Source organism: Brachybacterium paraconglomeratum, assembly GCF_003994255.1.
GTDB lineage: Bacteria > Actinomycetota > Actinomycetes > Actinomycetales > Dermabacteraceae > Brachybacterium > Brachybacterium conglomeratum.
In genome coordinates this window covers 189,518-202,062 of the sequence record NZ_ML133852.1, presented here as the reverse complement: position 1 = coordinate 202,062, position 12,545 = coordinate 189,518, and the positions used below count along the sequence as shown (strand labels likewise).

Genomic DNA, 12,545 nt, shown 5'->3' with positions numbered 1-12,545 from the left:
ATCCTGGGCGGACGTTCGGGAGGATCCGTGAGGTGATGTGCATCGGGTCCGCCCGGGGAGGAACCGTCGGAGGCAGGGGCGCGGAGGGTCCTCGGTCCCCCGCCGGGCCCTCCCCACGGGGGAGAATCAGGTGACGGCACCACTCCCCGGCGCCGGACGACCGTGCCGCCGAGGACCCCGCTCGAAGGAGGCGTGCGATGAGCACATCCGCAGCAGACCGATCCCCGGCCCGCACCGCATCGACGACCGGCACCGCACCCGCGCACGACGGCGCACCCGCGACCAGTGCCGCGACGGGCCGCCCCGCGCCCCGCATCGGCTTCGTCGCCCAGGTGGACCACTCCGCCCTGGACGAGGGCCGCGCGCTGTTCCGCAGCGCGGAGGAGCTCGGCTACGACGCGGGCTACGTGCGGGTGCGGCACCTGCAGGACGCGCTGCCCTCGCCGCTGCTGTTCCTCTCCGCCCTCGCCCAGCACACCGAGCGCATCGAGCTGGGCACCGCGGTGATCCCCCTGCGCTTCGAGAACGCGGGCCGGCTCGCGGAGGACCTCGCCACCGCCCATCTGCTCACCGGCGGCAGGCTCCGCGCCGGCCTCGCACCGGGCTACTCCGCGCACGATGCGATCTACGCCCGCGCCTTCGGGGCCCTGCACGGAGACCATCGCGACCACGTGGACCGGATCCTGCACGACCTGCTCTCCTTCCTGGACGGGGAGATCGTCGCGGGGGCGGACGCGCACATCGAGGAGGTCGACCCCGGCACGCCGCTGCGCCTGCAGCCCCGCGCGCCCGGGCTGCGGGAGCGCCTGGCCTACGGGGCGGCGAGCCCGGAGCGGGCGGCGTTGGCGGGCCGGCTCGGCCTCGGCCTGCAGCTGGCGACGATGGCCCCGGACGACGGCTCGGGCCGCTCCTTCGCGCAGCTCCAGCTCGAGGCGCTGCGCGCCTATCGCGAGGCGTCGCTCGGGGCCGGGCACGGGGAGGGCCGGGTCATGGTCAGCCGGCAGATGCTCCCGGTGCTCGACGAGGCGGAGCTCGAGCGCTTCACCACGCTGATCCCGCGCGAGCGCTCCGCGGAGGCGGGGGTGCTCGCCGAGCACCGCCGCACCGAGCTCGGCGGACGCGAGGCGGTCTACGGTCCGGTCGTGCTCGACGAGCCGGTCGCCGTCGCGCAGGCGCTGCTGGCGGACCCGGTGGTGCTGGAGGCCGACGAGATCGCGCTGGTGCTGCCGCCCGGCGCACCGCTCGAGGACAGCACCCGCACCCTGGGCACCTTCGCCCAGCACGTGCTGCCGCATCTGCTGGCCGCCCTGCCCTGAACGGCCCCGGCACGCCCCGCGTGCACCGAGGACCGACCGCGCGCTTCCGCCCACAGCGGAGAACTCCCCCGCCGGCGCGGGGCGACCGTAGTCTCACCGCATGGAGACGCACCTCGAGCCGCTGTGGCGGGAGCTGATGGGGGCGGAGCTGCGGGCCGAGAGGCACCGTCAGCACCGCACCCTCGCCGAGGTCGCGAGCGCGGCCGGGGTGTCGATGCAACACCTCTCCGATGTCGAGCGCGGCCGCAAGGACCCCTCCTCGGAGCTGCTCGCCGCGATCCTCGGCGCGCTCGACGTCGACCTCCCGCTGCTCCTGCTGCGCACCGCCGACAGTGCGCCCGCCGCCGCCCCGTCGACCGGGCGCATCGCGCCGGTCCTCGAGCTGCGCTCCTCCCCCGGAGGACGAAGCTCCTCCGCCGAGGGAGATCGCCGCTCCTTCGCCGGCCCGGCCTCCGAGCCCCGCGACGGCTCGGGCGTCACTCTGCTCGTGGCCGCCTGAGCAGCACCTCGTCGGCGAGGCCGTAGGCGACGGTCGCCTCCGCATCCAGCACCTGCTCCCGCTCGAGGTCCCGCCGCACCCGCTGCAGGTCCTGTCCGGAGTGCTCGGCGAGCAGGGCCTCGAGGCTTCCGCGCAGTCGCTGGACCTCCTCGGTCGCGAGGATCAGGTCCGGCACCGCGCCGCGTCCCTGCGCCTCGAGCGGGTGGAGGACGACGCGGGTGTGGGGCAGCACCCAGCGCAGCCCGGGCGTGCCCGCCGCGAGCAGCACCACCGGCGCCGCGACCACCTGGCCGATGCAGGTGACCGCCACCCGGCTGCGCACGAAGGCGAGCGTGTCGTAGATGGCGAGCACCGCCTGCACGTCCCCGCCGGAGGAGTTGAGGTAGAGGTGGATCGGTGCGTCGGCAGACTCGTTCTCCAGGTGCAGGATCTGGGCGATGACGGTGTTCGCGACGCCGTCGTCGATCGGGGTGCCGACGTAGACGATCCGATCGCTGAGCAGGCGGGAGAACACGTCGGCGCTGCGCTCGGCGCCGGTGTGGGTGCGCTCCATGACGGAGGGGATGGTGTAGCTGCTCATCGTGCGCCCCCGATCCCCGCGGCGCGGCCGCGGGCTCCGGACGGACCGAGCGGGAGGATCTCGGCGAGGTCCGCGGCGACGTGGTCGGCGAAGCCGTAGTCCACGGCGCCCTCGGCGTCCCAGATGCGGTCGCGCTCGGAGTCACGGGCGATCCGCTCCTCGCTCTGCCCGGTCCGCTCCGCGGTGAGGCGGATCAGCAGGTCGCGGTTGCGGCGCAGGTCCTCGGCCTGCAGCTCGATGTCGGCGGCGCTGCCGCCGAACCCGGCCGAGCCCTGGTGCATGAGCACCTGGCCGTGCGGGAGCACGTACCTCTTGCCGGGTGTGCCCTGGGTGAGGAGGTACTGCCCGGCGCTGTAGGCCATGCCGAGCGCGACTGTGCGCACGTCGCAGGGGACCAGGTCCATCAGATCGCCGATCGCGAGCATCGCCGGGACCAGCCCGCCGGGCGAGTTGATCAGCAGGGTGATGTCGGCGGCGGGGTCCTCGGCCGCGAGCAGGAGCAGCTGGGCGGCCAGCGACGATCCGTTGTCCTGCTCGAGCTCTCGGTCCAGCATCAGCACGCGCTGATGCAGCAGCCGGGTCGCGGTGAGGGCGGCGAGGGGCTGCGGGGCGGTGGGGTCGGAGGTGTCGAGTCGGGGCGGTGGGGCGGTGTGCGTGGTCATTGCCCCAGCCTGCGCCGCCGCGGTCCCGTCCGGGTCGTTCTCCGCCGCGTGCTGATCAGCCCGCGACTGATCAGCGCAGGACTGTTCAGCGCAGGACGGAGAAGCCGGGGTGCCCCGCGGTGGAGGGTGCGGGCGGAGCGCGGCAGCGGGTGCTCACCCGCCGACCAGCCGCCTGCGCAGCACGGGGTCGACGAGCACGCTCACGTGGTCGCTGATCTGCTCGGCGGTGCCGATGCCGGGGCGCAGCGCGCGCACCGCAGGGTCGGTGATCTCCTCGACCAGCAGCTCCGGGAGCCCGCGCAGCCCCACATGGGGGCGGTCGAAGAAGGGCTCGGTCGCGGGGTCCAGGGTGGGCAGGCCGACCTGTCCCTGCAGCGCGGCGATCTGCTCGACCAGCGCGGCGAGGGCGCCCTGCCGGGTGCGCCAGTCCTGTGCCCGCAGCACCGCGAGCACGGAGCGGCGCAGGGCATCGCCGTCCGGCAGCGCGGCCGCCGAGCGGGCGAGCCACTTCCCGTAGGGCACCCAGCGCCGGTGCAGCAGGTGGGCGAGATGGAGCAGGGTGCGCACGTGTCGCGCGGCGATCACGGCGGAGCCGTCCTCGTCGCCGCGCAGCCCGGCCCGGCCCACGTCGGCGAGCTCCTGGCCGATGCGGGTCCAGTCCGCGCCGATCGCGTACCTGCGCACGTCCTCCGGGTACGTGCGCAGCCGCTCCCGGATCGCGGTGATCGCCCCGGTGCCGTCGTGGAACACGGGCCCGGCGGTCACCTCGAGCGCCGCCTGCCCGGTCAGCTGCAGCCAGTCCACCAGGTCGAGCGGCGCGGCGCCGTCGAGGCGCTGCGGGGCGATCCCCACCCGTGAGGCGGCGAAGTCCGCGGCCGAGACGACCTCGACGCGCTGGCGTACCACCGGCTCCCAGGTCGTCGCGAAGCGCACGGGATGGCCGCGCCACTGCGTCGGCAGCTCCCGCTCGAGGAGCGCGTCGACCTCCTGCGCGGCGCCGTCCTCGACGAGCAGCGTGAGCCGGAGACCCCAGTCGTGGTCGCGCGACTGCGCGTCGTCGAACCCGAGCACGTCCGATCCCGAGCCCAGCCGCGCCGCGGCGTACGGGAGACCCGACAGCCGGCGCTCCAGCAGCGGCGCCACCACCTCCCGGTGGTAGGCGGCGGACAGCTCGAGGCCGGAGGTGCTGCTCATGCGGAGCACTCTGCCATCCCCGCGGCGCGACGTGTCACGGACGGGCGCGAGGCGGCACGACATGGCGATACAGCCATCTCATGTCGCCACGCGCCCGTCGGCGACGCTCCGCGGCCTCGGACCCGCGCGGCCCCGGACACCCGCGGTCATGGACACCCGCGGTCCCGGACACCCGCCGGCTCGCCGGGACGAGGACGGGGCCGACGGGGATCTCCCCGTCGGCCCCGTCGGCCGTGCTGTGCGGCTCAGGCGCCGATCAGGCGCGCGGCGAGGTAGGACTCGACCTGGTCGAGCGCCACGCGCTCCTGGGTCATGGTGTCGCGCTCGCGGATCGTGACGGCCTGGTCCTCGGCGGTCTCGAAGTCGACGGTGATGCAGAACGGGGTGCCGATCTCGTCCTGGCGGCGGTAGCGGCGGCCGATCGCCTGGGTCACGTCCATCTCGACGTTCCAGAGCCTGCGCAGGGTCTCGGCGAGCTTCTCTGCGCGCGGCACGAGGTCCTCGCTCTTGGACAGCGGCAGCACCGCGGCCTTGACCGGGGCGAGGCGCGGGTCCAGGCCGAGCACGGTGCGCTTGTCGACCCCGCCCTTGGCGTTGGGGGCCTCGTCCTCGCGATAGGCGTCGACGAGGAAGGCCATCATCGAGCGGGTCAGGCCGAAGCTCGGCTCGATGACGTAGGGCGTGTAGCGCTCGTTCGCGGCCTGGTCGAAGTACTGCATCTTCGTGCCGGAGGCATCGGTGTGGCTGCTGAGGTCGAAGTCGGTGCGGTTGGCGACGCCCATCAGCTCGCCCCACTCGCTGCCCTGGAAGCCGAAGCGGTACTCGAAGTCGATGGTGCCGGCCGAGTAGTGGGCGCGCTCGTCCTCGGGCACGTCGAAGCGGCGGAGGTTCTCCTCCTTGATGCCGAGGTCCACGAACCAGTTCCAGCACGCCTCCACCCAGGCCGTGAAGTGCTCGTCGGCCTCGGCGGGCGGGGTGAAGTACTCGATCTCCATCTGCTCGAACTCGCGGGTGCGGAAGATGAAGTTGCCGGGGGTGATCTCGTTGCGGAACGCCTTGCCGATCTGGCCGATGCCGAAGGGCGGCTTCTGCCGGGTGGCGGTGACGACGTTGAGGAAGTTGACGAAGATGCCCTGCGCGGTCTCGGGGCGCAGGAAGTGCAGGCCCGCCTCGGTGGAGACGGGGCCGAGGTAGGTTTTCACCAGGCCGGAGAACTGCTGCGGCTCGGTGAACTCGCCGCGCGTGCCGCAGTTGGGGCAGGCGATCTCCGCCATGCCGCCCTCGGGTGCGCGGCCCTTCTTGGCCTCGAAGGCCTCGATCAGGTGGTCCTCGCGGAAGCGGTTGTGGCAGCTGCGGCACTCCACCAGCGGGTCGACGAAGGTCGCCACGTGACCGGAGGCCTCCCACACCCGCTTGGGGAGGATGATCGAGGAGTCCAGGCCCACCATGTCCCCGCGGGACTGGACGAAGGTCCGCCACCACTGGCGCTTGATGTTCTCCTTGAGCTCCACGCCCAGGGGGCCGTAGTCCCAGGCGGAGCGGGAGCCTCCGTAGATCTCACCGGCCTGGAACACGAAGCCGCGCTTCTTGGCGAGAGCGATGACGTTGTCCAGCGTGCTGGCGGGGGCCTTGGCCACGGGGAGACTCCTGGTGACGGTGCGATCGGATCGCTCCCAGCATAGTCGTCGGCCCAGGGCGCCGCTCACGTGTGAGCGTCCCCACGCGCACCGGCTCCGCACGGCCTCCCGACTTGCACCCCGGCACACCCATTGGTGAGAATGATTGTCATGTCGCATGCCTCTCCCCTTCGCCGCCGCACCCTCCTGTCCGCCCTCGGCCTCGGCGCCGGTGCGGCGCTCCTGGCCGCCTGCGGGGAGGGCACGGCCGCCGACGGAGACGGCCTGTCGGTCGTCACCTCGGCCTACGCACTGAGCTTCCTGGTCACACGGATCGGCGGCGAGCACGTCGCCCTCACGGACCTCACCACACCGGGGGCCGACGCCCACGGCCTCGAGCTGTCCGTGAAGCAGACCATGCTCGTCGAAGAGGCCGACCTGGTGCTGCAGATCCCCGGCTTCCAGACCGCGCTCGACGACGCCATCGCCTCCCAGGACGGCGACAACGTGCTCGACGTCTCCTCCGTGATCACGCTCCTGCCCGCCGATGCCGGCAGCGCAGAGGAGGGGCACGCCGGGGAGAGCGAGGAGGAGCACGCCGAGCACGCCGAGGAGGGCGACTCCCACGAGGGCCACGACCACGGCCCGAACGACCCCCACTTCTGGCACGACCCGCTGCGGATGGCGGATCTGGGCGACGCGATCGCCGCGCGCCTGGGCGAGCTCTCCCCCGAGCACGCCGAGGAGTTCACCTCCGCCGCGGCCACGGTGCGCGAGGAGCTCGAGCAGCTCGACGCCGAGCTGACCTCCGCCTTCGAGGAGGTGACCGACGAGCGACGCACCTTCATCACCAGCCACGCCGCCTACACCTATCTCGCCGACCGCTACGACCTGCACCAGGTGGGGATCTCCGGGATCGACCCGGAGACCGAGCCGTCCCCGCAGCGGCTGCTCGCCCTCGAGACCGTGGTCCGCGACGAGGAGGTCACCACGATCTTCTTCGAGGCGACCGCCTCGCCGAAGGTCGCCCAGACCCTCGCCGACAACCTCGGCATCGACAGCGCCGAGCTGGACAACCTCGAGACCCAGCAGTCCCCGGAGGCGGACTACCCTGCCGTCATGAGAAGCAACTGCACCGCCCTCGCGGAGAGCTGGGCGTGAGCGCCGGGGACGGAGCCGGGGACGGACCGGTCGTCGAGATCGTCGGCGCGAGCGTCTCCCGCGCCGGCCAGCGGGTCCTGCACGACATCGACCTGAGCATCGAGCGCGGCGAGCTCGTCGCGCTGCTCGGCGCGAACGGCTCGGGCAAGTCGACCCTGCTGCGCGCCGCGGTCGGGGTGCTGCCGCTCGAGAGCGGCACGGCGCACCTGCTGGGCCGCCCGGTCTCCCAGGGCCGCGCCCACGACGGCCTCGGCTACGTCCCCCAGGAGTCGGCCGACACCGGATCCATCCCCGCGACCGCGCGGGAGACCGTCGCCAGCGGCCTGCTCAGCGCCCGCCGCTGGTGGCCGAGCGCCCGCGACCCCCGGGTCGACGCCGCGCTCGAGGCGGTCGGGATGGCGGACCTCGCCGGCCGGCCGATCACCCGCATGTCCGGAGGCCAGCGCCGACGCGTGATGATCGCCCGGGCCCTGGTGCGCGAGCCCGAGCTGCTCGTGCTCGACGAGCCCTTCTCCGGGGTGGACGTCCCCACCCAGCAGCTGATCGCCGATCTCTTCCGCGAGCTCTCCGCCCGCGGCACCACCCTGCTCGTGGTCCTGCACGAGACCGGTCCGCTGACCGACGACATCAGCCGCGCCGTGGTCCTGGACCACGGCCGCATGGTCCATGACGGCCCCGTGAGCGAGCGCCCGCACCTGGACCCCGGGCACGGACACCCCGAGGACGCCGCCCCGCTCGACGAATGCCTGGGACAGGAGATCCACCCCGCATGATCTCGATGCTGGACATCCTCACCTCCGACCTGCTGCGCTATCCGCTGATCATCGCGGTGCTCATCGGGCTCACCGCCCCGGTGGTCGGCACCTATCTGGTGCAGAAGCGGCTCTCCCTGCTCGGCGACGGTCTCGGGCACGTCGCGCTGACGGGCGTGGCCGTCGGCTGGCTGGTCGGCGCCTGGCTCGCCGCCACCCCCGCGGACCTGCTCGCGATCCCGGGGGCGCTGGCCGCCTCCGTGATCGGCGCCGTGCTGATCGAGTACGTGCGCGAGATCAGCCACACCAGCCGCGACGTGGCGCTGGCGATCCTCTTCTACGGCGGCATCGCCGGCGGCGTGGTCATCATCCAGCTCGCCGGCGGCACCTCCCAGAACCTGATGGGCTATCTCTTCGGCTCCCTCTCGACCGTGACCCGGCTGGACACCGTGATCGCGCTCGTGCTCGCCGTGGTCGTGCTCGCGATCGGGGTGGGGCTCTCCGGTCTGCTCGCGGCCGTCACGGCCGACGACGAGTTCGCCCGCGCCGCGGGGCTGCCGGTGCGGACCGTCAACATCCTCATCGCCGTCATGGCGGCGCTGACGGTGACGCTGTCGATGCGGATCGTCGGTGCCCTGATGGTCTCGGCGCTGATGATCGTGCCGGTCGCGGCCGCGCAGCATCTGGTGGTCGGCTTCGCCCGCACGATGCGCACCGCCATGGTCATCGCGGTGCTCTGCGCCGTCGGCGGCCTGCTGATCACGGTGTACGTCGACCTGCCGCCGGGCGGCGTGATCGTGCTGCTGACGATCGCGGTGTACGTGGCCGCGCTCGTCGTCCGCTCGCTGCTCGCGGCACGCCGCAGCCGGCCGGCCGGCGGCCCCGGGCCCACGGCCGCGGACGCCGCCCCGGTGGCGGCGCGTGGTCCCTCTCACCGGTGATGGTGGTCCCTCCCACCAGTGATGGAGGTCCCGCACCAGGTGGGGGACAATGAGGGCATGCAGAGGAACACCCGCCAGCGCGCCGCGATCCTGGAGACGCTCTCCCGGCAGGTGGACTTCCGCAGCGCCCAGCAGATCCACGAGCAGATGCGCGCCGACGGCGAGACCGTCGGCCTCGCCACCGTGTACCGCAACCTGCAGGCGCTCTCCCGCGCCGGGCGTCTGGACGTGCTCGTGGCGGGGGACGGGGAGTCCCTCTACCGGCAGTGCGAGGACACCGGCCACCACCATCACCTGGTGTGCCGCGAGTGCGGCCGCACCGTCGAGTTCCTCGCCCCGAGGCTCGAGGCGTCCATGACGGCGATCGCCCGCGAGCACGGCTTCACCGAGGTGGACCACACCCTCGAGGTCTTCGGGCTGTGCGAGGAGCACTCGAGCACCGCCGCGCCCTCGGAGGACGAGGACGATCCCGAGGAGCCGGAGGCCGAGGTGGCCGCGCGATGATGGACTGGGTCCAGTCGCTGCCGCTGCTGCCGGCGATCGCGTTCCTGTACGTGGTGATCTGGGCGCGCGCCGGCGGCACCTATCTCGTCGGCCGCGGGGCGCGGAAGGCCGCGAACCGCGGCCGGTTGAAGAAGCTGCTGGAGTCGACCTCCGTGCAGCGCGCGACCGAGCTCGTCAACCGCTGGGGTGCCTGGGTCGTGGCGCTGAGCTTCCTGACCGTCGGCTTCCAGACCGCCGCGAACGCCGCCGCGGGCCTGACCGCCATGCCTGCGCGCCGCTACCTGCCCGCCCTCGCCGTCGGCGGCCTGGCCTGGGCGATCATCTACGCGACCGTCGGCCTTGTGGCCGTGGCGGGCTGGTTCGAGCTGTTCCTCGTCTCCCCCGCCGGCGCTGTCGCCGTGCTCGCCCTGCTGGTGCTGCTGGTGGCCCTCGTGCTGCACCACCGTCGCCGCACGGGCGCCCGGGCCGCCCTGGTCGCGACCCTCGCCGAGAGCGAGGTCGCGACCGAGGCCTCGCCCGAGGCCGAGGGCGGCCGGCCGACTGCGACGGAGTCGGCCGCCGCTCCGGCTCGGCCCGCGAAGGCCGCCGCGGCCGAGCGGGTCGCTCAGAGCCCTGCGGACTGAGCCTCCGGCGCATCGGGGGCGTCGACCGCTCCCCCGTAGCGCCGATCGCGCCGCGCGTACTCCGTGATCGCCCGCCACAGCACGCGGCGGTCCACGTCGGGCCACAGCTCGGGGACGAACACGAGCTCGGCGTAGGCGGCCTGCCAGAGCAGGAAGTTGGAGGTGCGCTGCTCGCCGCTGGTGCGCAGGAACAGGTCCACCTCGGGCATGTCGGGGTCGACGAGATGGCGCTGGATCGTCTTCTCGCTGATCCCGGAGCCCTTGAGCCGCCCTGCCCGCGCCTCCTCGGCGATCTCGCGCACCGCGTCGACGATCTCGGCGCGACCGCCGTAGTTCACGCACATGTACAGCGTCATGCGGGTGTTGTCGCGGGTACGCTCCTCGGCCTCCTTGAGCTCCCGGATCACCGAGCCCCAGAGGCGCTGCTCACGGCCGATCCACACGATCCGCACGCCCCAGGAGTCCAGGGTGTCGCGCTGGCGGCGCAGAACGGAGCGGGAGAAGCCCATCAGGAAGCGCACCTCCTCCGGGGACCGCTTCCAGTTCTCGGTGGAGAAGGCGTAGGCGCTCAGGTGCGTCACACCGATCTGGAGGGCGCCGGCGACGACGTCCAGCAGCGCCGCCTCCCCGGCCTCGTGCCCTGCCGTGCGGGGCAGGCCCTGACGGTTCGCCCAGCGGCCGTTGCCGTCCATCACCACCGCGACGTGGCGAGGGATCGTGGGGGGCGGCAGCTGCGGGGGCAGTGCGCCGCTGGGATGGGCGAACGGCTCCTGGTACCCGTGACGGGATGCACCGGGCATGCGGGGTCCTCCTGGATCGTGCGGGATCGTGCGGGCGGTGGACCCGCCCGGGATGGGGATCAGCGTTCGACGTAGTGCAGGGAGCGGACCGAGCGCTCGAGATGCCAGGTCACCGTGTCCGCGATGAGACGACCCGCCTCCTGCTGCACGGTCTCCTCCGCGTCGGTCACATTCTCCCAGTCCCCGGCGAGCAGGAAGATCATGTGCTCGATCGTGGACTGGCGCACCGCGATGGCGCCCGGCCGACGGCAGGGTGTGCAGACCAGGCCGCCCGCACGCACATCGAAGGCGTGGTGGGGTCCGTCGGCCCCGCAGGAGGCGCAGACGCGCAGCTCGGGCGCCCAGCCGGAGACGGCCAGGGTGCGCAGCAGGAAGGAGTCGAGCACGAGCGGCGGGGCGATGCGGCCCTCGGCCATGGCGCGCAGCGCGCCGACGAGCATGAGGAATCCGCGCTGGTTGGGATCGACCATCTCGTCGGTGAGGCGGTCGGTGGTCTCGAGCATGGCGCTGGCGGCGGCGAAGCGGGAGTAGTCCGCGGTGATGCCGACGGCGAAGGCCTCGATCGTGACGACCTGGGTGACGGTGTGGAGGTTCCGCCCGGCATGCAGCTGCACGTCGACCAGCGTGAACGGCTCCAGACGCGCGCCGAAGCGGCTGCCGGTGCGGCGCACGCCCTTGGCGACGGCGCGGACCTTGCCGTGCCGCCGCGTGAGCAGCGTGATGATGCGGTCCGCCTCGCCCAGCGGGTGGGTGCGCAGGACGATCGCATCGTCACGGTAGAGCTTGCTGGCCATGGTGCTCCGAGACTACGCCGCGGGCACGACGCATCGGCGGAGGCGACGGCCGAGGCGGACGGGACCTCGCTCACGCCGGGCCGTGCGGCGCTCTCACCGGGCGGCGCCGCGCTCTCGCCGGGCCCTGCGACGCACTCGACGGGTCGCAGCACGCTCCCGCCGGACCGTGCCTCGCCGCATCCGTCCCCGTCGAACTCCCCCACCGCGTGGTCCGCCGGCGCACCCGGGCGGTCCCGGCACGGCATGATGGGCCTCGTGCCGCACCCGCCGCGGGCGCGGCACCGACCGCCGGACACCGACGACCAGGAGGACGCCCATGGGGATCTTCGGCATGCTGCGCCGCGACGACACCGCGAAGAGCACCGCCCGCGACGCGATGCGCGAGGCCCGCACCGAGAAGGCGGAGACGAGCCCGAACGGCGCCGTGCAGCGCATGATCGACACCGTCCGCGACATCGGCCTGGACGGGAAGCTCGCCTATTCCTCCGCCGCCGACGTCGCGAGGAAGGCGCAGCGCGGCCGGGCCCGGAAGCGGCCGGAGAAGGCGGTGCGCCGGATCGTCCGCAGGCACCGCCGGGGCGTCACCGCCGGCGGCTTCCTCACCGGGCTCGGGGGCGTGGTGACCCTGCCGGTCCTGCTGCCCACCAACGTGATGGAGTTCTACATCCAGGCCACCCGCATGGTCGGCGCGATCGCCGTCGTGCGCGGCTACGACCTGGACGACGAGGAGGTGCGCGTGCGGGTGCTCGCGACGCTGCTCGGCGAGGAGTCCGGGGACGTGCTGAGGAACATCGGCCTGAGCCCTGTCGCCGGCGCCGCCGCCCGCGGCGTGGCGGGGAGGCTCCCCGCGTCCCCGCACTCGGCCGTGGTCTCCGCGGTCGGCGGTCGGCTCATCCGGCGCTTCGGCCTGCGCTCGGCGCGCCTGTTCGGCAAGGCGATCCCGGGCCTCGGCGGCGTGCTCGGCGCGCTCTCGGACCGCAAGCAGCTGAACCGGATCGCTGAGGCCGCGAGGAAGGGCTTCCCGCAGGTCCGCTGAGCCGGGTCGTGGCCGCGCGCCGGCGGGGTCGCGGGCGCGGCGGCCGGCCGCTCGGTGCGCCCGCCCG

The 12,545-nt window shown here is 73.5% G+C and carries 14 protein-coding genes; 8 read left to right on the top strand and 6 right to left on the bottom strand.

Translation table 11 applies throughout. The features are described from left to right. Nucleotides 1–197 precede the first annotated feature (197 nt). Nucleotides 198–1,316, top strand: coding sequence for an LLM class flavin-dependent oxidoreductase (locus tag DS079_RS05020; RefSeq protein ID WP_126985403.1), 1,119 nt, complete (start codon nt 198–200; stop codon nt 1,314–1,316). A 100-nt stretch (nt 1,317–1,416) separates the two neighbouring features. Next, nucleotides 1,417–1,815 (top strand): helix-turn-helix domain-containing protein, encoded by a 399-nt coding sequence (locus DS079_RS05015; protein ID WP_126985401.1) that lies wholly within the window; start codon nt 1,417–1,419, stop codon nt 1,813–1,815. Here DS079_RS05015 and DS079_RS05010 read toward each other — a convergent pair. From DS079_RS05010 to DS079_RS04995, 4 genes are all read right to left on the bottom strand, one after another. Then, complete coding sequence (locus DS079_RS05010; protein WP_126985398.1) at nt 1,793–2,395, bottom strand: ClpP family protease; 603 nt, start codon at nt 2,393–2,395, stop codon at nt 1,793–1,795. The two genes, DS079_RS05015 and DS079_RS05010, sit on opposite strands and share 23 nt — an antisense overlap. Continuing rightward, the gene (locus DS079_RS05005) at nt 2,392–3,057 is read right to left on the bottom strand and encodes a ClpP family protease (RefSeq protein ID WP_126985396.1); all 666 of its coding nucleotides are present in this window, start codon (nt 3,055–3,057) and stop codon (nt 2,392–2,394) included. Before DS079_RS05005 ends, DS079_RS05010 begins: the two co-directional genes overlap by 4 nt. Nucleotides 3,058–3,210: 153 nt before the next feature. Next, nucleotides 3,211–4,251, bottom strand: a complete 1,041-nt coding sequence (locus DS079_RS05000; RefSeq protein WP_241237552.1) for a DUF4037 domain-containing protein — start codon at nt 4,249–4,251, stop codon at nt 3,211–3,213. A gap of 245 nt (nt 4,252–4,496) precedes the next feature. Beyond that, the gene (locus DS079_RS04995; RefSeq protein WP_126985392.1) at nt 4,497–5,888 is read right to left on the bottom strand and encodes a glycine--tRNA ligase; all 1,392 of its coding nucleotides are present in this window, start codon (nt 5,886–5,888) and stop codon (nt 4,497–4,499) included. Between the two features lie 150 nt (nt 5,889–6,038). Here DS079_RS04995 and DS079_RS04990 point away from each other — a divergent pair, with 150 nt between their 5' ends. Genes DS079_RS04990 through DS079_RS04970 form a run of 5 tightly spaced genes read left to right on the top strand, consistent with a single transcriptional unit; the run spans nt 6,039 to nt 9,848 of the window. Continuing rightward, complete coding sequence (locus DS079_RS04990) at nt 6,039–7,028, top strand: metal ABC transporter substrate-binding protein (protein ID WP_126985390.1); 990 nt, start codon at nt 6,039–6,041, stop codon at nt 7,026–7,028. Continuing rightward, nucleotides 7,025–7,801, top strand: coding sequence for a metal ABC transporter ATP-binding protein (locus DS079_RS04985; RefSeq protein ID WP_164736115.1), 777 nt, complete (start codon nt 7,025–7,027; stop codon nt 7,799–7,801). Before DS079_RS04990 ends, DS079_RS04985 begins: the two co-directional genes overlap by 4 nt. After that, the gene (locus tag DS079_RS04980; protein ID WP_126985388.1) at nt 7,798–8,721 is read left to right on the top strand and encodes a metal ABC transporter permease; all 924 of its coding nucleotides are present in this window, start codon (nt 7,798–7,800) and stop codon (nt 8,719–8,721) included. Before DS079_RS04985 ends, DS079_RS04980 begins: the two co-directional genes overlap by 4 nt. Before the next feature lie 57 nt (nt 8,722–8,778). Beyond that, on the top strand, nt 8,779–9,225 hold the full coding sequence (locus DS079_RS04975; RefSeq protein ID WP_126985386.1) for a Fur family transcriptional regulator: 447 nt from the start codon (nt 8,779–8,781) through the stop codon (nt 9,223–9,225). Then, the gene (locus DS079_RS04970) at nt 9,222–9,848 is read left to right on the top strand and encodes a DedA family protein (protein ID WP_126985384.1); all 627 of its coding nucleotides are present in this window, start codon (nt 9,222–9,224) and stop codon (nt 9,846–9,848) included. Before DS079_RS04975 ends, DS079_RS04970 begins: the two co-directional genes overlap by 4 nt. On the opposite strand, the gene DS079_RS04965 is transcribed toward DS079_RS04970, so the two are convergent. Both DS079_RS04965 and recO read right to left on the bottom strand, forming a co-directional pair. Then, nucleotides 9,830–10,648: an isoprenyl transferase gene (locus DS079_RS04965; protein ID WP_126985382.1), complete on the bottom strand. Its 819-nt coding sequence runs from the start codon at nt 10,646–10,648 to the stop codon at nt 9,830–9,832. The two genes, DS079_RS04970 and DS079_RS04965, sit on opposite strands and share 19 nt — an antisense overlap. A gap of 59 nt (nt 10,649–10,707) precedes the next feature. Continuing rightward, nucleotides 10,708–11,442 (bottom strand): DNA repair protein RecO, encoded by a 735-nt coding sequence (recO, locus tag DS079_RS04960; protein ID WP_053915678.1) that lies wholly within the window; start codon nt 11,440–11,442, stop codon nt 10,708–10,710. Between the two features lie 316 nt (nt 11,443–11,758). Between recO and DS079_RS04955 the strand changes: the two genes are divergently transcribed. Beyond that, nucleotides 11,759–12,478, top strand: a complete 720-nt coding sequence (locus DS079_RS04955) for an EcsC family protein (RefSeq protein ID WP_126985380.1) — start codon at nt 11,759–11,761, stop codon at nt 12,476–12,478. The last annotated feature ends 67 nt before the right edge of the window (nt 12,479–12,545 follow it).

What these genes read in the sequence shown, in the direction of transcription:
- DS079_RS04965 (WP_126985382.1), bottom strand. Translation starts at nt 10,648, where the DNA reads ATGCCCGGTGCATCCCGTCACGGGTACCAGGAGCCGTTCGCCCATCCC.
- DS079_RS05010 (WP_126985398.1), bottom strand. Translation starts at nt 2,395, where the DNA reads ATGAGCAGCTACACCATCCCCTCCGTCATGGAGCGCACCCACACCGGC.
- DS079_RS05000 (WP_241237552.1), bottom strand. Translation starts at nt 4,251, where the DNA reads ATGAGCAGCACCTCCGGCCTCGAGCTGTCCGCCGCCTACCACCGGGAG.
- DS079_RS04970 (WP_126985384.1), top strand. Translation starts at nt 9,222, where the DNA reads ATGATGGACTGGGTCCAGTCGCTGCCGCTGCTGCCGGCGATCGCGTTC.
- DS079_RS05005 (WP_126985396.1), bottom strand. Translation starts at nt 3,057, where the DNA reads ATGACCACGCACACCGCCCCACCGCCCCGACTCGACACCTCCGACCCC.
- DS079_RS04975 (WP_126985386.1), top strand. Translation starts at nt 8,779, where the DNA reads ATGCAGAGGAACACCCGCCAGCGCGCCGCGATCCTGGAGACGCTCTCC.
- DS079_RS04990 (WP_126985390.1), top strand. Translation starts at nt 6,039, where the DNA reads ATGTCGCATGCCTCTCCCCTTCGCCGCCGCACCCTCCTGTCCGCCCTC.
- DS079_RS04955 (WP_126985380.1), top strand. Translation starts at nt 11,759, where the DNA reads ATGGGGATCTTCGGCATGCTGCGCCGCGACGACACCGCGAAGAGCACC.
- recO (WP_053915678.1), bottom strand. Translation starts at nt 11,442, where the DNA reads ATGGCCAGCAAGCTCTACCGTGACGATGCGATCGTCCTGCGCACCCAC.
- DS079_RS05015 (WP_126985401.1), top strand. Translation starts at nt 1,417, where the DNA reads ATGGAGACGCACCTCGAGCCGCTGTGGCGGGAGCTGATGGGGGCGGAG.
- DS079_RS05020 (WP_126985403.1), top strand. Translation starts at nt 198, where the DNA reads ATGAGCACATCCGCAGCAGACCGATCCCCGGCCCGCACCGCATCGACG.
- DS079_RS04980 (WP_126985388.1), top strand. Translation starts at nt 7,798, where the DNA reads ATGATCTCGATGCTGGACATCCTCACCTCCGACCTGCTGCGCTATCCG.